This window comes from Streptomyces sp. NPDC052701 (assembly GCF_040678355.1).
Taxonomy (GTDB): Bacteria; Actinomycetota; Actinomycetes; order Streptomycetales; family Streptomycetaceae; genus Streptomyces.
On sequence record NZ_JBFATO010000007.1, the window covers coordinates 124,652 to 148,253 of the forward strand.

The window sequence follows — 23,602 nt, forward strand, 5'->3', positions numbered from 1 at the left end:
CATGCCTCCCGTCTTCGCCCACGGCCGCCTGCGCCTGTACCTGCTGAAGCTGCTGGACGAGGCCCCGCGCCACGGCTACGAGGTGATCCGCCTCCTCGAGGAGCGCTTCCAGGGGCTGTACGCCCCGTCGGCGGGCACCGTCTACCCGCGGCTGGCCAAGCTGGAGGCCGAGGGCCTGGTCACCCACACCACCGAGGGCGGCCGCAAGGTGTACTCGATCACGGACGCGGGCCGCGCCGAACTGGCCGACCGCAGCGGTGAGCTGGCCGACCTGGAGCTGGAGATCCGGGAGTCGGTCGCCGAGCTCGCGGCCGAGATCCGGGCCGACGTGCGCGGCGCGGCGGGCGACCTGCGCCGGGAGATGCGGGCGGCGGCCGGCGAGGCCCGCCGGAGCGCGGGGACCAGGGTGCGCGGCGAGGAGACGGACCCCTTCGGGGATGTCGCCGACCTCGGCGACAAGGAGGCCTGGCGTGCCGCCAAGGAGGAGATGCGGCGCGTGAAACAGGAGTGGAAGGAGCAGGCCCGGCGCGCCAAGGACGAGAGCCGCCGCGCCCGCGAGGAGGCCCAGCGGGCCCGGCGCCAGGCGAAGGAGGCGCAGGAGCGGGCCCGCGCCCAGGCGCAGGAGGAGGTGCAGCGCATCGCCCGGCAGGTGCAGGAGCAGATGCAGGACCACTTCGCTCGGGGCGACTGGCCGACGGGGCTGCGCGAGGGCCTGGGCGAGTTCCTGAAGGAAGTCGGCGGGTTCGGCAAGGACTTCGGCAAGGACTTCGGCAAGGACTTCGGCTTCGGTCGCACGGGCGGCGACAGGGCGGCAGCGCACCCGGAGTACACGGACACCCCGCAGGACTTCCCCGCCGGTTACGAGCCCGCCTGGGCCCACGAATCCGCCGCGGACTCCACCGGCGACCCGGCCCGCGACCTCGACCGCCTGCTCGACCGCTTCCGGGACGACATCCGTGACGCGGCCCGCGACCACGGCGTCACCGCCGACCAGCTCCGCGAAGCCCGCCGCCATCTGTCGACGGCGGCGGCGCACATCGGGGCCCTGCTGCGCGCGCCGAAGGGCTGAGGCGACCCGCTTCCTCCGCCGGGCGCCGCTGCGGCCGCGCCGCCGGAGGAAGCGGCCCTCCGCGCCGTCCGGCGAGAGGAAGGCGCCTCCGATGCCCACGTCGCCGGCGGCGGATAGCAGGTCGCAGGAGCCGAGGACGGACGGCAGGCCGCAGGAGCCGAGTGGAACCAGCCGCCGTCCCTCACCCGGTGTCTCCTCCTCCTGGAGCCGGCGGGGCACGACACCGCCCACGCCGAGGAACCGCCGGCCCTGCATCCCGTCCTCGCCGCCGGCCGCCCGCCCCCTTCGGTCACCGCCCCGCGCCCGCCCCGTCCACCGCGACGACCACCACGGGCACAGCCTCGGACACGGACGCCGGTACGGTCACGGGACCTCCTTCGAGGACAGCCCGCCGCAGCAAAGGGGCCGTCCCGGAACCCGTCACCGAACCGCGTCCCGCTCAGCTCGCCCTGGCCCGGCCGTCCCCGTACAGCACGCGGGTCAGGGACTCGTACGTCACCCCGTGGTCGGCGAGGACCTCCGCGGCCACGCCGGGCCGGGCGGTCAGGGCCATCAGGAGGTGCTCGTCGCCGATGTGCCGGTCCCGCCGGGCGAGGGCCACGCGCAGGGACCTCTCCAGGATCTCCTTGGCCGCGCGGCTGAAGGTCACCCGGCGCCCCGGCCACCAGCCCTTGCCCTTCCGGTCGCCGGACATGGCCCCGATCCCGTGCACCTCCTCCACCCGGGCGACGATCTCCGACACGTCGATGCCCAGCCCGGCCAGCGCATCGGCCTCGGCCTGGGACAGTCCCGCCCGCCGCCGCGCCTCCCGCAGCGCCCGCCGCACCGACTCCGCCCTCTCGCCGAGTCCGAGGGCCGCCAGCGCGGACGCGCCGCGACTGCCCTGGCGGTCGAGCAGGGCGAGCACCAGGTGCTCGGGGTCGACGCTGCGCGCACCGCCCTCCTCGGCATGCTCGATCGCGCCCTTCACGACCGCACGGGCATCCCTCGTGAACCTCTCGAACATCAACGCCTCCCGTACTTCTTGTGCACGGCCTGCCTGCTCACACCGAGTTCGGTGGCGATCTCCTGCCACGACCAGCCCTGCCGGCGTGCGCTGCGCACCTGCACGGCCTCCAGCTGCTCCAGCAGCCTGCGCAGTGCGGCGACGGCCCGCAGCCCAACCCGGGGATCGCGGTCGCCCGCACGCTCGGCGAGATCCGTTGCTTCGGTCATGACGTCAACCTACGTTGACACCCCTCCCACGTCAACCCCCGTTGACACACCGACGGCCGGCCCGGAGACCCGGACCGGCCGTCGCACGACGCGCACCCCTCAGGGATTGGTGAGCACGATCTTCCCGAATTGATCACCCGACTGGAGCCGCTCGAAGCCCTTACGGGCGCGGTCCATCGGCAGCACCTCGTCGATGACGGGCCGCACACCGGTGGCGGCGCAGAACGCCAGCAGGTCCTCCAGCTCGTCCTTGGTGCCCATCGTCGATCCCACGACCTTGAGCTCCAGGAAGAAGATCCGGGTCAGTTCGGCGTGGGAGGGCCGGTCGCCGCTCGTGGCGCCCGAGATGACCAGGGTGCCGCCGGGCCTGAGCGACTTCACCGAGTGGGACCAGGTGGCCGCCCCGACGGTCTCGATCACGGCGTCGACCCGCTGCGGCAGCCGGACCCCGGGCTCCAGCGCCTCCACGGCGCCCAGCTCCACGGCCCGCTTCCGCTTGGCCTCGTCCCGGCTGGTGGCGAAGACCCGCAGTCCCGCCGCCCTCCCCAGCACGATGGCGGCCGTGGCGACACCACCGCCGGCGCCCTGCACCAGTACGGAGTCGCCGGGCCGGACGCCCGCGTTGGTGAACAGCATCCGGTACGCCGTCAGCCAGGCGGTCGGCAGGCAGGCGGCCTCCTCGAAGGAGAGCTCCCTGGGCTTGGGGAGGATGTTCCACGTGGGTACGGCGACCTGCTCGGCGAAAGTGCCCTGGTAGCGCTCGGTGAGGATGGAACGGGGCTCGTTCGGCCCGACCCCGTGCCCGCTCTGCCCGATGACGGAGTGCAGGACGACCTCGTTGCCGTCCTCGTCGACACCGGCGGCGTCACAGCCGAGGATCATCGGCAGCTTGTCCTCTGCGAGGCCGACGCCGCGCAGGGACCACAGGTCGTGGTGGTTGAGGGAGGCGGCTTTGACCTTGACGGCGCTCCAGCCGGGGCGGGCCCCGGGAGCCGGGCGCTCGCCCGACTCCAGGCCGTTCAGCGGCTGGTCGCGGTCGATCCGGGCGGCGTAGACAGCGAACATGACCTTGACGATAGGGTCCCGGCCCGGCCGACGGAACCACGGGCCCCTGTGAGACACGCCCTCTTGCCAACAGCGGGGTGAGCACCGCCGCACCGAGCGGGCGCGGTACCGGCGCCCGCGGTCGGGGTGTCGCGTGGCCCGGCACCCCGGGGTGCCGGGCCACGCGACACCCCGACCGCGGCACCCCGGCCACAGGCGGAAAAGGCCCCACCCGTTCGGGCGGGGCCATTGGGGTCATGTCACCTCAGCGACGGGCCACGCCCTCGGCCCGGGCGGCGGCGGCCACCGCCGCGGTCACCGCCGGCGCGACCCGCTCGTCGAACGGCGAGGGGATGACGTAGTCGGCCGCGAGGTCGTCCCCGACCACGGCCGCCAGCGCCTCCGCCGCCGCCAGCTTCATGCCCTCGGTGATCCGGGACGCCCGCACCTGCAGCGCCCCGGCGAAGATCCCCGGGAACGCCAGCACGTTGTTGATCTGGTTCGGGAAGTCCGACCGTCCGGTCGCCACGACCGCCGCGTACTTGTGCGCCACGTCGGGGTGCACCTCGGGGTTCGGGTTGGCCATCGCGAAGACGAAGGCACCCTCGGCCATGGAGGCGACCGCGGCCTCCGGCACCGTACCGCCGGAGACCCCGATGAACACGTCGGCTCCCGCCAGAGCCGCCTCCAGCGACCCGGAGAGCCCGGTCTTGTTCGTGAACCCGGCCAGCTCCCGCTTGACCGACGTCAGGTCCTCCCGGTCCGCCGACACGACACCCTTGCGGTCGGCCACCGCGACATCCCCGACCCCGGCTTCCACCAGCATCCTCGCGATGGCGACACCCGCGGCGCCGGCCCCGGAGATCACCGCCCGCAGATCGCCCAGCGCGCGCCCGCTCAGCCGCGCGGCGTTGCGCAGCGCTGCCAGCGTCACGACCGCCGTGCCGTGCTGGTCGTCGTGGAAGACCGGGATGTCCAGCCGTTCCTGCAGCCGGCGCTCGATCTCGAAGCACCGGGGCGCGGAGATGTCCTCCAGGTTCACGCCGCCGAAGGACGGCGCGAGCCGGACGACCGTCTCCACGATGTCGTCGACGTCCGTGCAGTCCAGCGCGATCGGGACCGCGTCGACACCGCCGAACTGCTTGAACAGGATGGCCTTGCCCTCCATCACCGGAAGGGAGGCCTCGGGCCCGATGTCCCCGAGCCCCAGCACCGCCGTACCGTCGGTGACCACGGCCACGACGGACGACTTCCAGGTGTAGTCGTGGACGAGCTCCGGCTTCTCGGCGATCGCGCTGCACACTTTCGCGACGCCGGGTGTGTACGCCAGGGACAGGTCGTCCTTGTCGCGGACGGGCACGGTGGCCTGCACGGCCATCTTGCCCCCGCGATGCAGGGCGAACGCCGGATCGAAGGAATCGAGGGGCTCCGCACCGCTCTCCTGATTCCCGTGGTCCGCGCTTTCGCTGCGAGGATTGACGATCTCCGCTGCCACTTGTCTTTACCCCTTAAGTCTTCAATGGTTGAGGGTGGCCACTCCTGGTTGAGAAGTGGGCGGGCACCGCGCACGGCCCTGGTGGTGCTGCGTACGGGATACGTACGGGCACATACGCGACGGGCGCGCCGCACACGCGCCCTGAGCCCCGGATGAGGGGTGTAAAGCACCTTCTTACCGGACGGACGGCACCGACGACGAGTCCATAACGCGAAGGTCACATGACGGCGCTCCGGCAAAGACGCCATACGAGGACAATCGCCGTCCGACACCGCGACAACCACCCAGGAATCCGCAAACACCACGCCCCAGGCATCCACATCCCGAGATGCGCCGAAGATTCTCCGGCCGGAAGAGAGGATTCCCGCAGAAGGTCCGGCCGTGATGTACCGGAGTGGTGGGGTTCGGGGACCGCCCGTTATCCGATTTTGACATGGCTGGCCCCCTGAATGGCGCAGTCCGAATGGCAAGATGCCGTAATCACACGAGGTCGCGACACTCGAAGACGTGTGTTCTCGTCGACCCACGGCATGTGCCGGTCCCATCGGCCCGTGCCGGCATACCGGCGGCTGTCGAATCCATCGGCGACCGCCCGCCCCATCGGCAACTCCACCCATCCGCCGGAGGAACCCACCATGACCGCAAGCTCCACCCGTCGTACGACCGCCGCGCACTCCCGGCTAGCAGCGGTCGGTGCGATCGCGGTCGCAGGCGCGCTGATGCTCACCGGATGCGGTGACCAGACCAAGGACAACGGCTCGGGCAGCGAGACCGCGAAGACCACGGCGGCCCCGCTCGCCGACAAGCTGCCGCAGTCGATCCGCGACAAGGGCGTCGTCAAGGTCGGTTCCGACATCGCGTACGCCCCGGTCGAGTTCAAGGACGAATCCGGCAAGACGGTCGGCATCGACCCGGACCTCGCGGCCGCCATGGGCAAGCAGCTCGGCGTCGAGTTCCAGTTCGAGAACGGCACCTTCGACGCCCTGCTCACGGGTCTGCGGTCCAAGCGGTACGACATCGCCATGTCCGCCATGACCGACAACCCGGAGCGTCAGCAGGGCATCGACCCCGACACCGGCAAGAAGGTCGGCGAGGGCGTCGACTTCGTCGACTACTTCACCGCCGGTGTCTCGATCTACACCAAGAAGGGCGACGACCAGGGCATCAAGACCTGGTCCGACCTGTGCGGCAAGAAGATCGTGCTGCAGCGCGGCACGGTCTCCGAGGACCTCGCCAAGGCCGAGTCGAAGAAGTGTCCGGCCGGCAAGAAGATCTCCATCGAGGCCTTCGACAACGACCAGCAGGCCCAGACCCGCCTGCGCGGGGGCGGCGCGGACGCCGGCTCCTCGGACTTCCCGGTGGCCGCGTACGCGGTGAAGACCTCCGGCGGCGGCAAGGACTTCCAGCTGGTCGGCGAGCAGGTCGAGGCCGCGCCGTACGGCATCGCGGTCGCCAAGGACCAGACGCAGCTGCGGGACGCCCTCAAGGCCGCGCTGGACGCCATCATCGCCAACGGCGAGTACGAGAAGATCCTTCAGAAGTGGGGCGTCACGGACGGCGCCGTGAAGGAAGCCACCATCAACGGCGGCAAGTGACCGCGGCCCAGCGGCACTGAAAGGCAACACCCGTGACTGTTGACATCGACAAGACGACGGGCCCGGCCGACACGCCCCCGGCCGGACCGGAGGCCATCAAGGCCATCCCGGTCCGGCACTACGGGCGGTACGTCTCCGCCGTCGTCGCCCTCGCCCTGCTGGGCGGGATCATCTACGCGTTCGCCCAGGGCAGGATCAACTGGGACGCGATCCCCGACTACTTCTTCGACGACCGGGTCCTGCAGGGCGTGGGCCGGACGCTGCTGATCACCATCCTGTCGATGGCGATCGGCATCGTCGGCGGCATCGTCCTCGCCGTGATGCGCCTGTCGAAGAACCCGGTGACCTCCTGGATCGCCTGGTTCTACATCTGGTTCTTCCGCGGCACGCCGGTCCTGGTGCAGCTGGTGGTCTGGTTCAACCTGGGCCTGGTCTTCGAGTACATCAACCTCGGGCCGTTCTACAAGGACGAGTGGTCGGACTTCATGACCCCGTTCCTGACGGCACTGCTGGGCCTCGGCCTCAACGAGGCCGCGTACATGGCGGAGATCTGCCGTGCCGGTCTGCTCTCGGTCGACGAGGGCCAGACGGAGGCGGCGCACGCGCTGGGCATGAGCCACTCCAGGACGCTGCGCCGGATCGTCATCCCGCAGGCGATGCGCGTGATCGTGCCGCCGACGGGCAACGAGGTCATCAACATGCTGAAGACGACCTCGCTGGTGTCGGTCGTCCAGTACTCCGAGCTGTTCCGCGTCGCCCAGGACATCGGCCAGACCTCCGGCGCCCCCGCCGAGATGCTGTTCCTGGCGGCCGCCTGGTACCTGCTGCTGACCTCGGTCTTCAGCGTGGGCCAGTTCTACCTGGAGCGGTACTACGCGCGTGGCTCCTCGCGCCAGCTGCCGCCGACGCCGTGGCAGAAGGTGAAGGCCAACATGCTGTCGCTGGGCCGCCCGAAGGGGGGCATGGCATGACCGAGAAGATCGCCAGGACGGACACCCCCGTCCGGGACACGGCCGTCCCCATGGTCAAGGCCGAGGGCGTCCACAAGTCGTTCGGTGCGGTCGAGGTCCTCAAGGGCATCGACCTGGAGGTCAAGCAGGGTGAGGTCTTCTGCCTCATCGGCCCCTCCGGCTCCGGCAAGTCGACCTTCCTGCGGTGCATCAACCACCTGGAGAAGATCAACGCCGGCCGCCTGTACGTCGACGGCGAGCTCGTCGGCTACCGGCAGAAGGGCGACAAGCTGTACGAGCTCAAGGACAGCGAGGTCGCCCTCAAGCGCCGGGACATCGGCATGGTCTTCCAGCGCTTCAACCTGTTCCCGCACATGACGGCCGTGGAGAACATCATCGAGGCGCCGGTGCAGGTCAAGGGCGTCAGCAGGGCCCAGGCCAGGGAGCGCGCGATGCAGCTGCTGGAGCGCGTGGGCCTCGGCGACAAGGCCGGCAACTACCCCTCGCAGCTCTCCGGCGGCCAGCAGCAGCGCGTGGCCATCGCCCGGGCGCTGGCGATGGAGCCCAAGCTGATGCTCTTCGACGAGCCGACCTCGGCGCTCGACCCGGAGCTGGTCGGCGACGTCCTCGACGTCATGCGCGACCTGGCCGAGTCCGGCATGACGATGATCGTCGTCACCCATGAGATGGGCTTCGCCCGCGAGGTGGGCGACAGCCTGGTCTTCATGGACGGCGGTGTGGTGGTGGAGTCCGGCCATCCGCGCGAGGTCCTGACGAACCCGCAGCACGAGCGGACGAAGTCGTTCCTGTCCAAGGTGCTCTGACGGTCCGCGGGCGCACGCCCGGCGAGGGGCGGTACGGGATCTCCCGTACCGCCCCTCGCCTCTTGGGTGGCTCCCGGGGCCGCCCGGGCTACTTCAGCGCCAGCAGCAGCGTGTCGGACGGCGAGCACCACACGGGCCGCACCTCGCCGAAGCCCCGCTCCCGCAGCACGCGCGTGTGCCAGGCCACCGACGGGGTGTCGCCCTCCGCGTGCTCGCCGTAGATCTCGAAGCGGCGGGCGGTCGGCCCGGCGAGGACGGGGTCCTCGGCGGCGAGCCGCCACCACTCGGTCCAGTCCAGGGCGCCCTCCCGCTTGGCCTGTTCCATGCGGGCGTGCCGCTGGGCCCGCTCGGCCGCGTTGATCCGGGGCGTCGTCTCGTCGATCATGTGGTCCGCGTTCATGAAGACACCGCCGTCGCGGAGGAGCTCCGCGATCCGGCCGTAGAGGACCGCGAGGGGTTCACGGTGCAGCCAGTGCAGGGCGGTGGCGGTCAGGACGGCGTCGTAGGAGTCGTGCGGCAGCTTCGCCGTCCAGTGCGGGTCCTTGAGGTCGGCGGTCACCAGACGGACCCGTTCGTCGCCCGCGAAGGTGCCCTCGGCGATGGCGAGGAGGGCGGGGTCCAGGTCCACACCGGTGCTGGTGGCCTCGGGGAACCGCTTCAGCAGCCGGGCGGTGATGCTGCCCGTGCCGCACGCGAGGTCGAGCACGCGCGGGGCGGGGCCGACGAGGGCCTCCACCATGTCGAGCATGATCCGGAACCGCTCCTCGCGGTCGGGCATGTACCACTCCTGCTGGCGGTCCCAGCTGTCCTGCCAGGCGTGCCAGTCGGCGGCGGTCGTGGTGGTGTCCGCGTCCGTCATCGAGTCCCTCCGTCACCCACACCTACGTAATACCCTGGAAGTACGACCGGCTATTACCCGACCGCACCACGACCATAGAGCCCCTCCGTAAGGACTACAAGTGGAACTGGCCTATTACTCGGATTATGCCGTACGCCTCGTCAACACCGAGGAACCGGTCCGGGGCAAGGACGTCCTGACCTCGATCGAGGCCGTCCGCGACCTCTTCGGGGGCAACCAGTCGGCGGCCCGGCGCGCCACCGAGGCGGACGTGACCCGGTTCCGTTCGGTCCGGGCCCGGCTGCGCGCGGTCTTCGAGGCGGCCGACTCGGGCGACGAGACGCTCGCGGTGGACCTGCTGAACTCGCTGCTGCTGGAGTTCCCGGTGAGCCCGCAGATCTCCGGCCACGACTTCCGCGACGACGACGGCCGTCCGCTGTGGCACATGCACCTGGCGGACCACCCGTCCAACGCGACCGCCGGCTACGCGGCGATCGCCGCGATGGGCCTCGCCTTCCACCTCACCGAGTACGGCGTGGACCGCCTCGGCCTGTGCGAGGCGGCCCCCTGCCGCAACGCCTACCTGGACACCTCCACCAACCGCTCCCGGCGCTACTGCTCGGACCGCTGCGCGACCCGCGCCAACGTGGCGGCCTACCGGGCCCGCAAGCGCCTGGAGGCGGCCCGGCCCGGCCTGCCGGAGAAGACGGGCCTGGCCGCCGACAGCGCCCAGCCCAGCAGCGCCAGCGGCGAACGCCGGCCGGGCCTGCGCGGCCGGTAGCGGAAACGGACCCGGGCGAGGACCAGGTCGTCGGGCACGACCCCGTAGTCGGTGCTGTCGCCGCCGGCGTACGCGTTGTCGCCGAGCACCCACCAGCCGCCCGCGCGCCGCTCGACGGCCCGCTTGACGACGAGCAGGTCCTGCTGGAAGGGATGGCGCAGGACGACGACGTCACCGGGTCTGACGCGGGCCCCGTAGTGCACCAGGAGCCGGTCCCCGTGGTGAAGCGTGGGCACCATGGACGGCCCGGTCACCTCGGCCACCCCGAAGGGCAGGACCGCCCTCCCCCGCTCGGACTCCTGCGACGGCTCCGGCCTCACCCGGCACCTCCCCGCTTGTTTCCTCCACCGGTCCCAGTCTCACCCCGGACTTTCGTCCTAAGCCCAAGGGGGCACTCGCGAAAACCGGCCTCCCAGGGAGTAATGTCCCCCCTGAGAAGACGATCACGAGGAAGGATTGCTTCATGCTTTCCCGCCTGTTTGCCCCCAAGGTGAAGGTCAGCGCGCACTGCGACCTGCCCTGCGGCGTGTACGACCCGGCCCAGGCCCGCATCGAGGCGGAGTCGGTGAAGGCCATCCAGGAGAAGATGGCCGGCAACGACGACCCGCACTTCCAGACGCGTGCCGCGGTCATCAAGGAGCAGCGCGCGGAGCTCGCGAAGCACCACGTCTCCGTGCTGTGGAGCGACTACTTCAAGCCGCCGCACTTCGAGAAGTACCCGGAGCTGCACCAGCTGGTCAACGACACCCTGAAGGCCCTGTCCGCCGCCAAGGCCTCGACCGACCCGGCCACCGGCCAGAAGGCGCTGGACTACATCGCCCAGATCGACAAGATCTTCTGGGAGACCAAGAAGGCCTGATCACCGGCCTGTTCGAAGCGACCGGCGATCGGTGCACCATCGCAGGTCAACGGGCTTCCCGAGGGGGCCCGGCCCTTACCGGCCGGGCCCCTTCGGCGTCCTGCGGCGCCCGGCGGGACCCGTCGGCCCCGCTTCCGCCGCTCCACCGTTCCGTCGTTCCGTCGTTCCGTCATGCCGTGGTCGGTGGAACTGCGCACGATCACGTGCACCCCGTGCGCCACCGCGGCCGCGCACACCAGGGGGCACGGCCCCGCCTGGGCGATGCCGGCGGCGGACGTGCCACCGTCCTCCTCCCGGGCCTTCCCGCCGCGGGCGAGGCCGAGGGCGCCGGGGCGAGGCCGACGAGGGCGAGGACGAGGACCACGACGACGGTGCCGCCGAGGCTCACCGCGGCGGCCCGGCCGGGTGCGGTCCGGTCCAGCCGCACCGGAAACGGACCCCCTGTTCAGACGGCCGTGCCGACCTCGGCCGGCGGCGCGGAGCGGAAGGTGACCTCGGGGGCGTCGTTGACGTTGCGGGCGTCCACCGGGCTGCGGCGGGCCAGGGCCACGATGCCCGCGGCGAGGGCCGCGCCGACCAGCGCGACGGCCGCCGTACCGAGGTCACCGCCGTGCCGGACCGCGCTCGCGGCCAGGCCGCCGACGAGTGCGGCGGCGGGCAGCGTGACCAGCCAGGCGATCACCATGCGGCCCGCCACGTTCCAGCGGACCTCCGCCAGACGCCGCCCCAGTCCCGCGCCGAGGATGCTGCCCGAGGCGACCTGCGTGGTGGACAGGGCGAAGCCGAGGTGGGCGGAGACGAGGATGACGGTCGTGGTGGCCGTCTCGGCGGCGAAGCCCTGGGGGGAGCGGATCTCGGTGAGGCCCTTGCCCAGGGTGCGGATGATCCGCCAGCCGCCGAGGTAGGTGCCGAGGCCGATGACGAGCCCCGCGGAGGCGATGACCCACACCGGCGGCTCGGCGTCCGCGCCCAGCGCGCCCGCGGAGACCAGGGTCAGGGTGATGACGCCCATGGTCTTCTGCGCGTCGTTGGTGCCGTGCGCGAGGGAGACCAGGGAGGCCGAGGCGATCTGGCCCACCCGGAAGCCGTCCGCCACGGACTTCTCGCGGGCCCGCTCGGTGAGCCGGTACGCCAGGTGGGTCGCGGCCAGCGCGGCGATCCCCGCCACGACCGGCGAGGCCACCGCCGGGACCAGCACCTTCGCGACCACCTCGCCGCCGTGCACGGCGTGGCCGCCCGCCCCGGCCCACACGGCCCCGATCAGCCCGCCGAACAGGGCGTGCGAGGAGCTCGACGGCAGGCCGAGCAGCCAGGTCAGCAGGTTCCACAGGATCGCCCCGACCAGCCCCGCGAAGATCATCCCCGGGGTGACGAGGGAGTCGTCGACGATGCCGCCGGAGATCGTCCTGGCGACCTCGGTGGACAGGAAGGCGCCGGCGACGTTCAGGACGGCACTCACCAGGACCGCTGTGCGGGGGGCGAGGGCGCCGGTGGCGATGGAGGTCGCCATGGCGTTCGCCGTGTCGTGGAAGCCGTTGGTGAAGTCGAAGGCGAGCGCTGTGACGATGACGACCGCCACGAGGAACGTGATGTGGTCCATTGACGCATGCAAGCAACTGGCGGCCGACGCGGGGCGAACCCGGGGCACGGGCCGTCCCAGGTTCACACAGGAGGCTGGCGGGAACGGCGCGATGCTGACGTCATGCAACCCGGGCGCCGCGGCTCCGGCGGCTGGAGCCCGCGTGGGACGACCGGGTGTGCCCCGACGCCGGGCCGCGTCGTGCGATGCCGAAGCGCCCCCCAAAATGCCCTGGCGGCCGGTCGGGAGCCGCTGCCCGGAGTCGGACGGGCCGCCGTCGCCCCGACGAGCGGGGGTGGTCACGGGATCGTCGCGTACGCGCACAGGACGGCGGTCCCGTCCGCCGGGCATCGCGTGGCGCGGTCGCCCTGGTCACTGCGGTCGCCGCGGTCCGGAGGGTCGGGCGCCGGGTCCCCGGACTCGGCCGGCTGCCAGGTGTACGGTCCCCCGGGCTCGGCGGAGTCCTGCAGCCATACCGTGAGCCCGCCCCCGACGACCACCGCGGCCGCCCACACGCCCGCGGCCCACCGCCACACCGCGCGGTGCCCGCGCCCCGCCTCGCCCACGTCGACGCCTCCCCGTCCGGAAGTGACCCGGGGATCACGCTACGGCCCGGCCGGCCGCGTCCGTCGGTTCCCGGCCACCCGGGGCGGGCGGCTCTCACGGGGGCGGTGGGAGCCGGCCCGGGTTTCCCGGCACGGGAGGTTCAGGGATTCCGCGCCGCGGTCCGTCCGGGCTCCTTCTCCGCCTCGGCGGCCCGGCCGGCACCGGCGGCCCCGGCGCCTTCGGCGCTCCTGGCGACCGCGTCGGCGTGCGTCGCGCACTCGGGGTTGCGGCACGGGCCGGGCACCCACACCGGAACCCACGCGCCCAGCGTCTTGTGGCGCCGGACGACCGTCTCCACTGGCTGTCCGCAGTCGGGACAGACGTGTTGTTCGCTGCCCATGTCCCCAGCGTAGGCCCGGCGCGGGCTCAGCGCTTCCTGGCGTACGTGCGCACCACCGCGCCGTTGCCGAAGGCCCGCACCGACTCCAGCGCGAACGGGGTGATCGCGAAGCCGGAGCCGAACATCGGCATGCCCGAGCCGTACACGAGGGGGTAGCTCTTGATGACGAGCTCGTCGATCTCGTCGATCAGCTCGCCCGCGAGCTGCGAGCCGCCGCACAGGTAGATGTCGAGCCCGCTGTCCTCCGCCTTCAGTTCGCGGACCTTGCCGAGCAGGTCGTCGGCGATGATCTCGACGTTCGGGTCGGGCGACTCCTTCAGGCTGCGCGAGGCGACGTACTCGCGCAGGTGGGCGTAGGGGCTGGTGATGCCTTCCTTCAGCGCGAGCTCGTAGCTGCCGCGGCCCTGGATGATCGTGTCGAACCGCTTGTTCGGCACGTCGTCGATGCCCAGAGCCCGGCGGCCCGGGGTCGCGATGGTCTCCGGGTGCTCCTCCTTGAGGAACCCGAGGAACTCCTCGTCGAGCAAGGAAATCATGGACGACGCGTCGCCGTCCGGGTCCCCGATGAAGCCGTCGATGGAGCAGGCGATGAAGTACGTGAGCTTTCGCAAGGCGGTCTCTTTTCGTAGGCTGTCGACGCAACAACTCCACTTGTAGTACTTCACATGTAGTGGCTGCAAGGGATTTCCCGTGATCGCGGAAAGTGGGAGAAGGGATTCCACATGGCCGGCAACCCCGAGCGCCGGGCCGCGCTCGTCGACGCCGGCGTCGAGGTGCTCGCCCGCGAGGGGGCGCGCGGGCTGACGTTCCGCGCGGTGGACGCCGCAGCCGGGGTGCCCGTGGGCACCGCCTCCAACTACTTCACCGGGCGCGACGACCTGCTGCGCCAGATCGACGCACGGGTGCACGCGCGGCTCGCGCCCGACCCCCAAGTGATCGCCGGACTGATGGCGCGCCCGAAGGACCGCTCCCTGGTCACCGCCTTCATGCACGACCTGACGGCCCGCGCGACCCGCGACCGCGCGGGCTGCCTGGCCCTGCTGGAACTGCGCCTGGAGGCCACCCGGCGCCCCGGACTGCGCGCCTCCTGCGCCGATTCGGTCCGTGCCGGCCTGCAGGAGGGCATGGAGTTCCACCGGGCGGCCGGGCTGCCCGGTGGCGACGAGACCGTCGCCGTGCTCCACCTCGCGATGCTCGGGCTGCTCCTGGAGCACCTGACGCTGCCGGGCGTCCTGGAGGGTGTCCTGCCCGGCGTGGACGTGCCGGGCGGGCTGGTCGAACGGATCGCGGAGACGATCGTGCCGGAGGGTTAGGGCCGGTCGTCGAACTCCCGCCTGCCCCGCGACGCCCTGCACGCCCTCTCGCCGCACCGGGCGCAGACCCGAATCCCGTATGCGGGCCCGCGCCGGCACGCCGGGAGCACGCACCCGACGCCGCGGGGCCCGCCCTCCGGGCGGACGACGGGAGTTCGACGACAGGCCCTAGCCGTGCTGTCCGCAGACCTCGTGCCGCCGGGGCTCGCGCCACATCGGCCACATCCGCGGGCCGTCCGGGAGGTCGAGGGGTCGGCCGGCGGGCTCGAAGCCGAGCCTCTCGTACAACCGCCGGCTGCGGGCGCTGCTCGCCTCCAGATAGGCGGGGAGCCCCTCGCGGTCGCAGCGGTCGAGGACCGGCTCGATCAGGGCGGTGCCCAGGCCCTCGCCCTGGCGGCCGGGGGTCACGCCGATCATCCACAGGTACTCGTGGGCGCGTCCCGAGGGGTGGATCCCGGCCGTCAGGCTGCTGATCAGCTCCACGCGCTCGTTGTCCGGGTCGACGGCCTCGCGCATCCGGGCGGGGCCGTCGTCGGCGCCGTCACCGGCGTCCCCGCCGTGCTCGTCCGCCGGCACCGGCAGCCACAGCGCGCAGGCCGCGCCGTCCTCGGTCACGTCGATGCGCCCGTCGGCGAGCACGATGTCGGTGAAGGCGGCCATGAGCTTCGGATGTGCCGCACGGCGGTGTTCCTCACCGGGGAAGACCCAGCGGCTCACCGGGTCGTCGCGGAAGGCCTCGTCCAGGAGCCCGACGACCAGCTCCCGGTCGCCCTCCCCCGCCGTCCGGATCGCCACGCCCATGTCCCCGCCCTTCGTCCGCCTCAACCGGCCCTGCCGCCATGGCCGTTGAAGCCTATCCGGTGGCCGTCGCCGAAGCCCGGCGGGACCTCGCCGGAACGACGGGAGGGCGGGTCCCGCACACCGTGGGGCAGTGCGGGACCCGCCGGGCCGGCGGCCGCGCGGGGTCAGAACCGCACGGTTCCGGTGACCCCGGGGGCCGGACGGCGCTCAGGTGCTGCGCCGCGTCACGAACTCGGCCAGGGCCAGCAGGCCGCCCGCCGCCTCCGGGTCGGGCACCGCGCGGGCCAGTTCCTGCATCGCCCGGGCCATCCGGTCGGCCGCCTGGTCCTGCGCCCAGTCGCGGCCGCCCGCCCGTTCCACGGTCCGGGCGATGTGCTCCAGGTCCCCCTGCCCGCCGGGCGCTTCGTACAGGGCGGCGAGTTCGGCGGCGGCCGGGGTGCCGGAGGTGAGGGCGGCGACCACCGGCAGGGACTTCTTGCGGGCGGCCAGGTCCGCGCGGGCCGGTTTGCCGGTGCGGTGCGGGTCCCCCCATATGCCGATGACGTCGTCGATGAGCTGGAAGGCGAGCCCGGCCTCCCGGCCGAACGCGTCCAGCGCCGTCACGTCCGTCCGCCCGGCACCCGCGTACAGCGCGCCGATCGCGCAGGCGCAGCCCAGCAACGCGCCCGTCTTGGCCTCGGCCATGGCGAGCGTCTCGTCGAGGCCGACCTCGCCGGGGCGGCACCGTTCCATGGCCGTGTCCGCGTGCTGTCCGGCGCACAGCTCGACGACGCAGTCCGCGAGCCGGGCGGCGGCGGCCGGGGCGGCCGGGTGGGCGTCCTCGGCGAGCAGCCGCAGGGCCAGCGCCTGCAGGGCGTCTCCGGCGAGGATCGCGTCGGCGTCGCCGAACACGGTCCACGCGGTGGGCCGGTGCCGCCGGGTGGTGTCCCGGTCCATCACGTCGTCGTGCAGCAGCGTGAAGTTGTGGATCAGCTCCACCGCCGCGGCCGCCCGTACGGCTTCCTCCCGGGCCTTCGGGCCACCGAGGGCGGCGGCCGAGGCGAGGACGAGCGCGGGGCGGATCGCCTTGCCCGAGCCCCCCGTCGCCGGTGTGCCGTCCGCGTGGGCCCAGCCGAAGTGGTGGAGCGCCACCCGGCGCATGGGGCCGGGCAGCGTCCCGAGCGCGGACCGCAGCACCGGGTCCACCGCCGTCCGGGCCCGCGCCAGGAGCGCCTCCGCCTCGTGCCCGTCGGCCGCCTCCGGCCGCTCGTCCCGCTGCCTGCCGATGGCCCCCCGCCCCTTTGACGCCCCGGCCGGCCCGAGGGTCCCGGCGCCGTGCTGCCCGGTCTCCGTCATGAATTCCGTCGTGACCTCCGTCAGGGACTCACCCATGGGACCACCTCGCACAAGGAGCGGACGGTGGCGCTTGCCCTGCCGCCGGGCGCGTACTCCCGGGATCTACCCGCGCCGACGCGCGGGGATGCGGCGTACCGGTGGGGAGCGTCACCGCCAGCGGCCGATCTCGACGTTCTCCAGGACACCGAGCGCGTCCGGCACCAGGACCGCTGCCGAGTAGTACGTCGTGACCAGGTACTTGATGATGGCCTGTTCGTTGATGCCCATGAAGCGCACCGACAAGCTCGGCTCGATCTCGTCGGGGATGCCCGAGGCCCGCAGGCCGATGACGCCCTGGTCCTCCTCGCCGGTACGCATGGCGATGATCGAGGAGGTGCGGGCGGCGGTCACCGGGATCTTGTTGCAGGGGAAGATCGGCACGCCGCGCCAGGTGGGGATGCGGTTGCCGCCGAGGTCGATGGTCTCGGGGACGAGCCCGCGCCTGTTGAGCTCGCGGCCGAACGCGGCGATCGCGCGGGGGTGGGCGAGGAACAGCTTGGTGCCGCGCCGCCTGCTGAGCAGCTCGTCCATGTCGTCGGGGCTCGGCACGCCGTCGTGCGGCTGGATCCGCTGGTCGTACTCGCAGTTGTGGAGCAGACCGAAGTCCCGGTTGTTGACGAGCTCGTGCTCCTGGCGCTCCTTGAGCGCCTCGACCGTCAGCCGGATCTGCTGCTCGGTCTGGTTCATGGGCTGGTTGTAGAGGTCGGCCACGCGCGTGTGGATGCGCAGCACGGTCTGGGCGACGCTCAGTTCGTACTCGCGGGGCCTGGCCTCGTAGTCGACGAAGGTGTGCGGGATGTCGGGCTCACCGGAGTGGCCGGAGGCGAGGTCGATCTCCTTCTCGCCGTACTTGTTGGTGGGCTGCTCGGGGAGCCGGCGGCGCTGCTCGAGCTGTTCGCGCAGGGAGTCGGAGCGCTCCGCGACCTGCTCGACGTGCTCGCGGGACAGCACGAGCACCGTGCAGGCGGTGAGCGCGCGGGCCGTGTACTCCCAGATGGCGTCCTCGTCCAGCAGCGCCCGGTCGCCGAAGTAGGCGCCGTCGGCGAGGATCCCGAGGGACTCGTCGTCCCCGTAGGGGCCCGTGCCGAGCTTCTCCACCCTGCCGTGCGCGAGCAGGTACACCTCGTCGTTCTGGCTGCCGAAGGAGGCGATCAGCTCTCCCGGGGCGAACCAGCGCTGCTCGCAGCGCCGGGCGAGTTCCGAGAGCGTCTCTTCGTCCTCGTAGGACCGCAGCGCCGGCAGTTCGCCCAGTTCGGCGGGGATGACCTCGACACGGTCGCCGGTCTTGACGAACGTCAGCCGGCCGTCGCCGACGGCGTACGTCAGCCGCCGGTTCACCCGGTACGCGCCGCCCTGGATGTCCACCCAGGGCAGCATGCGCAGCAGCCAGCGCGAGCTGATCTCCTGCATCTGCGGCACGGACTTGGTCGTGGTGGCCAGGTTCCGCGCCGCCGCCGTGTCGAGACTCTGCTGCGGCCTGGTCTCCTCGGTGCGGACCTCTTCGCCTACCGACATAAAGAATTGCCCTCCCGGTCATGCCCCACGCCATCCGCGTCGGGCATCGATGTGCACGCACCACCCTTCCTCACACAGCGTGCTCGTGCTATTACCCGAAAGAGCGGGAATGGATCTTCGCAGGGCTGGGCACACAGGGGTCCCGCCCCACCGCCTTCGCCCCCTCCCGCGGCCGGCCCGCCGCTCGTCCCGGGTGACAATGGCGGGGTGACCAGCCCCGATTCCCCCGGCCTCGCCGCGCTGCGGCCCCGGCTGCCCTCGCCGGTGCAGGAGGTCGTGGACGATCGTTTCGCCCGGCGCGGGGTCCGGCTGCTGCTGAAGCGGGACGACCTGATCCACCCGGAGCTGATCGGCAACAAGTGGCGCAAGCTGGCGCCGAACCTCACGGCCGCGGCCGGCCGGACCGTCGTCACCTTCGGCGGCGCGTACTCCAACCACCTGCGGGCCACGGCCGCCGCCGGCCGGCTCCTGGGCCTGCCCACGGTCGGCGTGGTGCGCGGCCAGGAGCTGGCCGGCCGCCCCCTCAACCCGTCCCTCGCCCGGTGCGCGGCCGACGGCATGCGCCTGCACTTCGTCGACCGGGCGGCCTACCGGCGCAAGACGGACCCCGAGGTGCTCCGCGCGATCCTGCGCGCGGCCGGTGCCGAGGACGCGTACGTCGTCCCCGAGGGCGGCAGCAACCCCCGTGCCGTGCGCGGCTGCCAGGCGCTCGGCGCGGAACTGGCCGGACGGGCCGACGTGGCCGCCGTCGCCTGCGGCACCGGGGGCACGCTCGCCGGTCTGGCCGCGGGACTCCCGCCCGGCCGGCGCGCCCTGGGCATCGAGGTGCTCAGGGGCGGCTTCCTCACCGCCGAGGTCCGCGCCCTGCAGGAGCGGACGTACGGCGGCCCCCGCGGCACCTGGTCCCTCGACGGCCGCTTCCACTTCGGCGGCTACGCCCGCACCACCCCCGAACTCGACGCCTTCGCCGCCGACTTCGAGCACCGCCACGGTGTGCCCGTCGAGCGTCTCTATGTCGCCAAGCTGCTGTACGGGCTCGTGGCCCTGGTGGAGGAGGGCGCGTTCCCGCGCGGGACGACGGTCGCGGCGGTGGTCACCGGCCGCCCCTTCCCCTGACGGGCGCTACGCCGTCTCCCGGTAGGCCGCCGCCTCCTCCAGGTCCAGCCTGCGCAGCAGGGTGCGCAACATCTCGTCGTCGATGTAGCGGCCGTCCCGGAGCTTGACGAAGACCGTGCGCTCGGCGCTGATCATCTCGCGCGACAGGCGCCGGTAGGTGTCGTCGACGGTCTCGCCGGTGATGGGGTTGACCTGGCCGAGCCGTTCCCAGACGGCGTTGCGGCGGCGTTCCAGGACGGTGCGCAGACGGTCGGCGAGCGGTGCCGGCAGGGCGTTGCGCTCGTCGGAGAGGAGCTCCTCCAGGCGCTGCTCGGCGGCCCGGGAGGCCTGTGCCTGGGCGTTGGCCTCCGCGAGGGTCTCGCTCTGCGTGTCGCGCGTGGGGAACTTCAGCAGCCGGATCAGCGGGGGCAGGGTCACGCCCTGCACGACGAGCGTCCCGATGACCGTCGTGAAGGTCAGGAAGAGGAGCAGGTTCCGCTGCGGAAACGCTCCCTCGCCGCCGTGCAGGGTGAGCGGGATCGAGAAGGCGATGGCCAGCGAGACCACACCGCGCATACCGGCCCAGCCGATGACGAAGGGCCCCTTCCAGGTCGGGTCCTCCTCCCGCGCCCTGATCCTGGCCGACAGCACGCGCGGCAGGTAGGTGGCCGGGTAGACCCACACGAACCGGGCCGCGACGACCACGAGGAAGACGATGATCGCGTACCGGGCGGCGACCGCGCCCTCGTACTCCCCGAGCCCTCTGAGGACCACCGGCAGCTGCAGCCCGATCAGCGCGAACACGGCCGACTCCAGGACGAAGGCGACCATCTTCCAGACGGCCTCCTCCTGCAGACGGGTGGCGAAGTCGACCTCCCAGGCGCGGTGTCCCAGGTAGAGCGCGACGACCACGACGGCGAGGACCCCGGAGGCGTGCACCTGCTCGGCGACGGCGTACGCCGCGAACGGGATCAGCAGGGAGAGCGTGTTCTGCAGCAGCGCCTCCTCCACGCGCGTGCGCAGCCAGTGCAGCGGCGCCATGAGCACCAGCCCGATCCCGACCCCGCCGATGGCCGCCACCAGGAACTCGCCGATGCCCCCGGCCCAGGTGGCGCCCTCGCCGACCGCGGCCGCCAGCGCCACCTTGTAGGCGGTGATCGCGGTGGCGTCGTTGAACAGGGACTCGCCCTGCAGGATCGTGGTGATCCGCGAGGGCAGCCCGACGCGGCGCGCCACCGCGGTCGCCGCGACCGCGTCCGGCGGCGCCACCACCGCGCCGAACACCAGCGCCGCCGTCAGCGGCAGGTCCGGCACGATCATGTACAGCGCCCAGCCGACGACGAAGGTCGCGAACAGCACGTATCCCACCGACAGCAGCGCGACGGGCCGCAGTTGCGCGCGCAGGTCGAGGTAGGAGCTGTCGGTGGCCGCCGTGTGCAGCAGCGGGGGCAGCAGCAGCGGCAGGACGATGTGGGGGTCGAGGGTGTAGTCGGGCACTCCGGGGACGTAGCTGACCGCCAGGCCGGCCGCGACCAGCAGCAGCGGCGCCGGCACGGGGGTGCGCCGCCCGGCCGCCGCTATCGCGGCGCTGCCCGCCACCAGCAACAGCAGTGGCATCACGTCCATCGTCCTCGCCCGCCCTCACGTTTTCCGCGCGGTCGTCCGCGCGACCGTCGTAACCTGGCCATCATGAAACAGTGCACGCACGCCGACGCGCTGCCGCACCCGGAGCCCGCGCCGCTCGGCCCGACCTGCCCGGAGTGCCTGCGGGACGGTACGGACCCGGTGCAGCTGCGGCTGTGCCTCACCTGCGGTCACGTCGGCTGTTGCGACTCCTCGCCGGGGCGGCACGCCACGGAGCACCACAAGGAGTCCGGCCACCCGGTGATGCGGACTTTCGAGCCCGGCGAGGCCTGGCGCTGGTGCTTCGTCGACCACGTCCTGGTGTGAGGACGTGCGACCCTGGTTCCGGACGGTTCGACCGTCTGACGTCTGGGTACGTCAACCCGGCGCCCGCTCTTCCCATTTGGGCCCGCAGACCCCTAGACACGGAGCGTGTCCACAGCTTTACTGTGAGTGACGGCAAGGGGCCGGGGTCCCGGGGACAGGAATGTCGAGAGCGCGGTAGCGTCACCGCTGAACCACTATCGCGTTACCCGGGGGACGATCCTCGGCTCTTTAACGCTTGTACCACCATGGAGGTGAGGGTGTCCCAGATCGCAGGCGAGCCCGCGACCCAGGACTTCGTGGAAGTCCGGCTGCCGGCCGCGGGTGCCTACCTGTCGGTGCTGCGTACGGCCACGGCCGGCCTCGCGGCCCGTTTGGACTTCACCCTCGACGAGATCGAGGACCTGCGCATCGCGGTGGACGAGGCCTGCGCGATCCTGCTCCAGCAGGCCGTGCCCGGCTCGGTGCTCAGTTGTGTGTTCCGGCTCGTCGACGACTCGCTCGAGGTCACGGTCTCGGCACCGACCACGGATGGCCATGCCCCCTCGCGGGACACCTTCGCCTGGACCGTCCTGTCCGCCCTCGCGGGCAAGGTCTCCTCCGCCGTGGACAAGGACAAAACCGTTTCGATCAGCCTCTACAAACAGCGCGGCGCGGGACCCGGGCCGGCGTGAGGAACGGGGACGGGCCGGTGCGGGACGAAGAGCGCGGCACACGGGAGCTGCCGGCCGACGACGGCACCCCCAGCTCGAGCGGGCTCGAGGGCTTGGGGCGGGGCACGGGCACGGGCACGGCCGGCCCGGAGGCGTCCCGGCACATGGCGGACGGCATCGACGGCATCCCCGAGCAGGCCCGGCCGCACCCGGAGGACGACCTCACGCAGGCCGTCCCGGGCGGCGGGCGGCAGAACCGGGACGATGCCGCACGGAGCGCGCCCGCGGACGGACGGACCGGGGCCTCCCCCGTTCCCCCCGTCGAGGGGGTTCCCCCCACTCGCGCACGGTCGAGGGGGACGGGGGAGGCGAGGGCTCGGGGAAGGGCGACGGGCGGGACGATGAGCGAGCACGAGCGATACGCCGACGACGAGGCGCCGGGTGTGCACAGTGCGCCGCAGGGCACGCATCACGGCCCGCAGGACCGCAGCGAAGCGCGTGCCATGTTCCTCAAGCTGCGCACGCTGCAGGACGGCAGCCCCGAGTACGCGGAGCTGCGCAACCAGCTGGTCCGGATGCACCTGCCGCTCGTCGAGCACCTCGCGCGCCGCTTCCGCAACCGCGGCGAGCCGCTGGACGACCTCACGCAGGTCGCCACCATCGGCCTGATCAAGTCGGTCGACCGCTTCGACCCGGACCGCGGCGTGGAGTTCTCCACGTACGCGACCCCGACGGTCGTCGGCGAGATCAAGCGGCACTTCCGCGACAAGGGCTGGGCGGTGCGCGTCCCGCGCCGGCTGCAGGAGCTGCGCCTGTCGCTGACCACGGCCACGGCGGAGCTCTCGCAGCTGCACGGCCGCTCCCCGACGGTCCACGAGCTCGCCGAGAAGCTGGCGATCTCGGAGGAGGAGGTCCTGGAGGGCCTGGAGTCCGCCAACGCGTACTCCACGCTGTCCCTGGACGTCCCCGACACCGACGACGAGTCCCCGGCGGTCGCCGACACCCTCGGCGCCGAGGACGAGGCGCTGGAGGGTGTGGAGTACCGGGAGTCGCTCAAGCCCCTGCTGGAGGACCTTCCGCCGCGCGAGAAGCGGATCCTGTTGCTGCGGTTCTTCGGCAACATGACCCAGTCGCAGATCGCGCAGGAGGTCGGGATCTCGCAGATGCACGTCTCGCGGCTGCTGGCCAGGACACTGGCCCAGCTGCGGGAGAAGCTGCTGGTCGAGGAGTGATCCCCCCGAAGGTCCGCGAAGGCGCTACTTCCGGGCGTCGCCGGGCCCCCGGATCCCGAGGGCCCGGGTCGTCTCCGGGTTGACCAGCAGAACGAGCGCGGTGACGGCCACGACGGCGATCACGATTCCCGCCGGGACGGCCACGCTGTCGGCCTGCAGCAGGTTGTAGGCCACGGGCAGCGCCAGGATCTGCGTGATGACGGCCGGGCCGCGACTCCAGCTGCGGCGGGCGAGCAGCCCGCGCGCGGCGAGCAGCGGCAGCAGCGCCAGCACGATCACCGTCACCCCGCCGGTCACGGCCTGCTGCCGGTCGTCCGGTTCGCCCGTGAGACCGAGGACGAGCATCCAGGCTCCACCGACCACCAGCGCCAGCCCCTCCAGGGCGGCGAGCGCCGCGGCGTACGTCAGGCGCCGCGGGCGGGGGCCGGCGGTGTCCGGGGCGGTGGGGGTCTGCTCACTGCTCACCCCTGCAGGGTA

General features: G+C 72.4%; 25 protein-coding genes and 1 pseudogene. 11 read left to right on the forward strand and 15 right to left on the reverse strand.

Annotation, left to right across the window (positions count from 1 at the left end; translation table 11 throughout):
* Position 1: 1 nt before the first annotated feature.
* Positions 2–1,069, forward strand: a complete 1,068-nt coding sequence (locus tag AB0L29_RS11530; protein WP_365825823.1) for a helix-turn-helix transcriptional regulator — start codon at positions 2–4, stop codon at positions 1,067–1,069.
* A 439-nt stretch (positions 1,070–1,508) separates the two neighbouring features.
* Here the strand turns inward: AB0L29_RS11530 and AB0L29_RS11535 are convergent, their stop codons facing one another.
* From AB0L29_RS11535 to AB0L29_RS11550, 4 genes are all read right to left on the reverse strand, one after another.
* Complete coding sequence (locus tag AB0L29_RS11535; protein WP_365825825.1) at positions 1,509–2,075, reverse strand: Clp protease N-terminal domain-containing protein; 567 nt, start codon at positions 2,073–2,075, stop codon at positions 1,509–1,511.
* Complete coding sequence (locus AB0L29_RS11540; protein WP_365825827.1) at positions 2,075–2,284, reverse strand: HTH domain-containing protein; 210 nt, start codon at positions 2,282–2,284, stop codon at positions 2,075–2,077. Before AB0L29_RS11540 ends, AB0L29_RS11535 begins: the two co-directional genes overlap by 1 nt.
* Positions 2,285–2,383: 99 nt before the next feature.
* Positions 2,384–3,349: a zinc-binding dehydrogenase gene (locus AB0L29_RS11545; RefSeq protein ID WP_365825829.1), complete on the reverse strand. Its 966-nt coding sequence runs from the start codon at positions 3,347–3,349 to the stop codon at positions 2,384–2,386.
* 244 nt (positions 3,350–3,593) lie between these two features.
* A complete protein-coding gene (locus AB0L29_RS11550) occupies positions 3,594–4,823 on the reverse strand; it encodes an NADP-dependent malic enzyme (RefSeq protein ID WP_365825831.1) in 1,230 nt (409 codons plus the stop codon).
* A gap of 635 nt (positions 4,824–5,458) precedes the next feature.
* Here AB0L29_RS11550 and AB0L29_RS11555 point away from each other — a divergent pair.
* Genes AB0L29_RS11555 through AB0L29_RS11565 form a run of 3 tightly spaced genes read left to right on the forward strand, consistent with a single transcriptional unit; the run spans position 5,459 to position 8,192 of the window.
* A complete protein-coding gene (locus AB0L29_RS11555; protein ID WP_365825832.1) occupies positions 5,459–6,418 on the forward strand; it encodes an ABC transporter substrate-binding protein in 960 nt (319 codons plus the stop codon).
* A 32-nt stretch (positions 6,419–6,450) separates the two neighbouring features.
* Entirely contained in the window at positions 6,451–7,389 is a 939-nt protein-coding gene (locus tag AB0L29_RS11560; protein ID WP_365825834.1) for an amino acid ABC transporter permease, read from the forward strand.
* A complete protein-coding gene (locus tag AB0L29_RS11565; RefSeq protein WP_365825836.1) occupies positions 7,386–8,192 on the forward strand; it encodes an amino acid ABC transporter ATP-binding protein in 807 nt (268 codons plus the stop codon). Before AB0L29_RS11560 ends, AB0L29_RS11565 begins: the two co-directional genes overlap by 4 nt.
* An 88-nt stretch (positions 8,193–8,280) precedes the next feature.
* Here the strand turns inward: AB0L29_RS11565 and AB0L29_RS11570 are convergent, their stop codons facing one another.
* The gene (locus AB0L29_RS11570; RefSeq protein ID WP_365825838.1) at positions 8,281–9,051 is read right to left on the reverse strand and encodes a class I SAM-dependent methyltransferase; all 771 of its coding nucleotides are present in this window, start codon (positions 9,049–9,051) and stop codon (positions 8,281–8,283) included.
* Positions 9,052–9,151: 100 nt separating this feature from the next.
* On the opposite strand from AB0L29_RS11570, the gene AB0L29_RS11575 reads away from it, so the two are divergent.
* Positions 9,152–9,811: a CGNR zinc finger domain-containing protein gene (locus AB0L29_RS11575; RefSeq protein ID WP_365825840.1), complete on the forward strand. Its 660-nt coding sequence runs from the start codon at positions 9,152–9,154 to the stop codon at positions 9,809–9,811.
* Positions 9,812–9,876: 65 nt separating this feature from the next.
* Here AB0L29_RS11575 and AB0L29_RS11580 read toward each other — a convergent pair.
* Positions 9,877–10,050, reverse strand: a pseudogene (locus AB0L29_RS11580) (S24 family peptidase); the annotation flags it as partial.
* A 224-nt stretch (positions 10,051–10,274) separates the two neighbouring features.
* On the opposite strand from AB0L29_RS11580, the gene sodN reads away from it, so the two are divergent.
* Positions 10,275–10,670 (forward strand): superoxide dismutase, Ni, encoded by a 396-nt coding sequence (gene sodN, locus AB0L29_RS11585; RefSeq protein ID WP_365825842.1) that lies wholly within the window; start codon positions 10,275–10,277, stop codon positions 10,668–10,670.
* A gap of 445 nt (positions 10,671–11,115) precedes the next feature.
* Here sodN and AB0L29_RS11590 read toward each other — a convergent pair whose 3' ends face one another.
* From AB0L29_RS11590 to AB0L29_RS11605, 4 genes are all read right to left on the reverse strand, one after another.
* Positions 11,116–12,270 (reverse strand): inorganic phosphate transporter, encoded by a 1,155-nt coding sequence (locus AB0L29_RS11590; protein WP_365825844.1) that lies wholly within the window; start codon positions 12,268–12,270, stop codon positions 11,116–11,118.
* Positions 12,271–12,548: 278 nt separating this feature from the next.
* Positions 12,549–12,815: a hypothetical protein gene (locus tag AB0L29_RS11595; RefSeq protein ID WP_365825846.1), complete on the reverse strand. Its 267-nt coding sequence runs from the start codon at positions 12,813–12,815 to the stop codon at positions 12,549–12,551.
* 140 nt (positions 12,816–12,955) lie between these two features.
* Complete coding sequence (locus AB0L29_RS11600; RefSeq protein ID WP_365825848.1) at positions 12,956–13,195, reverse strand: hypothetical protein; 240 nt, start codon at positions 13,193–13,195, stop codon at positions 12,956–12,958.
* A 26-nt stretch (positions 13,196–13,221) separates the two neighbouring features.
* Positions 13,222–13,806: a dihydrofolate reductase family protein gene (locus tag AB0L29_RS11605; RefSeq protein WP_365825850.1), complete on the reverse strand. Its 585-nt coding sequence runs from the start codon at positions 13,804–13,806 to the stop codon at positions 13,222–13,224.
* Positions 13,807–13,917: 111 nt separating this feature from the next.
* Here AB0L29_RS11605 and AB0L29_RS11610 point away from each other — a divergent pair, with 111 nt between their 5' ends.
* Positions 13,918–14,508: a TetR family transcriptional regulator gene (locus AB0L29_RS11610; RefSeq protein ID WP_365825852.1), complete on the forward strand. Its 591-nt coding sequence runs from the start codon at positions 13,918–13,920 to the stop codon at positions 14,506–14,508.
* Positions 14,509–14,676: 168 nt separating this feature from the next.
* Here AB0L29_RS11610 and AB0L29_RS11615 read toward each other — a convergent pair whose 3' ends face one another.
* The 3 genes from AB0L29_RS11615 to AB0L29_RS11625 form a co-directional block, all read right to left on the reverse strand.
* Entirely contained in the window at positions 14,677–15,309 is a 633-nt protein-coding gene (locus tag AB0L29_RS11615) for a GNAT family N-acetyltransferase (protein WP_365825854.1), read from the reverse strand.
* 207 nt (positions 15,310–15,516) lie between these two features.
* Positions 15,517–16,644, reverse strand: a complete 1,128-nt coding sequence (locus AB0L29_RS11620) for a family 2 encapsulin nanocompartment cargo protein polyprenyl transferase (protein ID WP_365825989.1) — start codon at positions 16,642–16,644, stop codon at positions 15,517–15,519.
* Between the two features lie 147 nt (positions 16,645–16,791).
* Positions 16,792–18,198 (reverse strand): family 2B encapsulin nanocompartment shell protein, encoded by a 1,407-nt coding sequence (locus AB0L29_RS11625; protein ID WP_365825856.1) that lies wholly within the window; start codon positions 18,196–18,198, stop codon positions 16,792–16,794.
* A 207-nt stretch (positions 18,199–18,405) separates the two neighbouring features.
* On the opposite strand from AB0L29_RS11625, the gene AB0L29_RS11630 reads away from it, so the two are divergent.
* A complete protein-coding gene (locus AB0L29_RS11630; RefSeq protein ID WP_365825858.1) occupies positions 18,406–19,314 on the forward strand; it encodes a pyridoxal-phosphate dependent enzyme in 909 nt (302 codons plus the stop codon).
* Between the two features lie 6 nt (positions 19,315–19,320).
* On the opposite strand, the gene AB0L29_RS11635 is transcribed toward AB0L29_RS11630, so the two are convergent.
* Positions 19,321–20,919 (reverse strand): Na+/H+ antiporter, encoded by a 1,599-nt coding sequence (locus AB0L29_RS11635; RefSeq protein ID WP_365825860.1) that lies wholly within the window; start codon positions 20,917–20,919, stop codon positions 19,321–19,323.
* Between the two features lie 63 nt (positions 20,920–20,982).
* Between AB0L29_RS11635 and AB0L29_RS11640 the strand changes: the two genes are divergently transcribed.
* From AB0L29_RS11640 to AB0L29_RS11650, 3 genes are all read left to right on the forward strand, one after another.
* The gene (locus tag AB0L29_RS11640) at positions 20,983–21,243 is read left to right on the forward strand and encodes a UBP-type zinc finger domain-containing protein (protein WP_365825862.1); all 261 of its coding nucleotides are present in this window, start codon (positions 20,983–20,985) and stop codon (positions 21,241–21,243) included.
* 257 nt (positions 21,244–21,500) lie between these two features.
* Complete coding sequence (locus AB0L29_RS11645; RefSeq protein ID WP_003992877.1) at positions 21,501–21,914, forward strand: hypothetical protein; 414 nt, start codon at positions 21,501–21,503, stop codon at positions 21,912–21,914.
* Positions 21,915–21,931: 17 nt separating this feature from the next.
* Positions 21,932–23,125 carry an RNA polymerase sigma factor SigF gene (locus AB0L29_RS11650; protein WP_365825864.1) on the forward strand — a complete coding sequence of 398 codons (1,194 nt, stop codon included), beginning with the start codon at positions 21,932–21,934 and terminating at the stop codon, positions 23,123–23,125.
* A 24-nt stretch (positions 23,126–23,149) separates the two neighbouring features.
* On the opposite strand, the gene AB0L29_RS11655 is transcribed toward AB0L29_RS11650, so the two are convergent.
* Positions 23,150–23,590, reverse strand: coding sequence for a hypothetical protein (locus AB0L29_RS11655; protein WP_365825866.1), 441 nt, complete (start codon positions 23,588–23,590; stop codon positions 23,150–23,152).
* Positions 23,591–23,602: the final 12 nt, after the last annotated feature.

Excerpts from the sequence above, each read along its gene's own strand:
- AB0L29_RS11530 (WP_365825823.1), top strand. The coding sequence starts at position 2 with ATGCCTCCCGTCTTCGCCCACGGCCGCCTGCGCCTGTACCTGCTGAAG.
- AB0L29_RS11535 (WP_365825825.1), bottom strand. The coding sequence starts at position 2,075 with ATGTTCGAGAGGTTCACGAGGGATGCCCGTGCGGTCGTGAAGGGCGCG.
- AB0L29_RS11540 (WP_365825827.1), bottom strand. The coding sequence starts at position 2,284 with ATGACCGAAGCAACGGATCTCGCCGAGCGTGCGGGCGACCGCGATCCC.
- AB0L29_RS11545 (WP_365825829.1), bottom strand. The coding sequence starts at position 3,349 with ATGTTCGCTGTCTACGCCGCCCGGATCGACCGCGACCAGCCGCTGAAC.
- AB0L29_RS11555 (WP_365825832.1), top strand. The coding sequence starts at position 5,459 with ATGACCGCAAGCTCCACCCGTCGTACGACCGCCGCGCACTCCCGGCTA.
- AB0L29_RS11565 (WP_365825836.1), top strand. The coding sequence starts at position 7,386 with ATGACCGAGAAGATCGCCAGGACGGACACCCCCGTCCGGGACACGGCC.
- AB0L29_RS11570 (WP_365825838.1), bottom strand. The coding sequence starts at position 9,051 with ATGACGGACGCGGACACCACCACGACCGCCGCCGACTGGCACGCCTGG.
- sodN (WP_365825842.1), top strand. The coding sequence starts at position 10,275 with ATGCTTTCCCGCCTGTTTGCCCCCAAGGTGAAGGTCAGCGCGCACTGC.
- AB0L29_RS11590 (WP_365825844.1), bottom strand. The coding sequence starts at position 12,270 with ATGGACCACATCACGTTCCTCGTGGCGGTCGTCATCGTCACAGCGCTC.
- AB0L29_RS11600 (WP_365825848.1), bottom strand. The coding sequence starts at position 13,195 with ATGGGCAGCGAACAACACGTCTGTCCCGACTGCGGACAGCCAGTGGAG.
- AB0L29_RS11610 (WP_365825852.1), top strand. The coding sequence starts at position 13,918 with ATGGCCGGCAACCCCGAGCGCCGGGCCGCGCTCGTCGACGCCGGCGTC.
- AB0L29_RS11615 (WP_365825854.1), bottom strand. The coding sequence starts at position 15,309 with ATGGGCGTGGCGATCCGGACGGCGGGGGAGGGCGACCGGGAGCTGGTC.
- AB0L29_RS11620 (WP_365825989.1), bottom strand. The coding sequence starts at position 16,644 with ATGACGGAGACCGGGCAGCACGGCGCCGGGACCCTCGGGCCGGCCGGG.
- AB0L29_RS11625 (WP_365825856.1), bottom strand. The coding sequence starts at position 18,198 with ATGTCGGTAGGCGAAGAGGTCCGCACCGAGGAGACCAGGCCGCAGCAG.
- AB0L29_RS11635 (WP_365825860.1), bottom strand. The coding sequence starts at position 20,919 with ATGGACGTGATGCCACTGCTGTTGCTGGTGGCGGGCAGCGCCGCGATA.
- AB0L29_RS11640 (WP_365825862.1), top strand. The coding sequence starts at position 20,983 with ATGAAACAGTGCACGCACGCCGACGCGCTGCCGCACCCGGAGCCCGCG.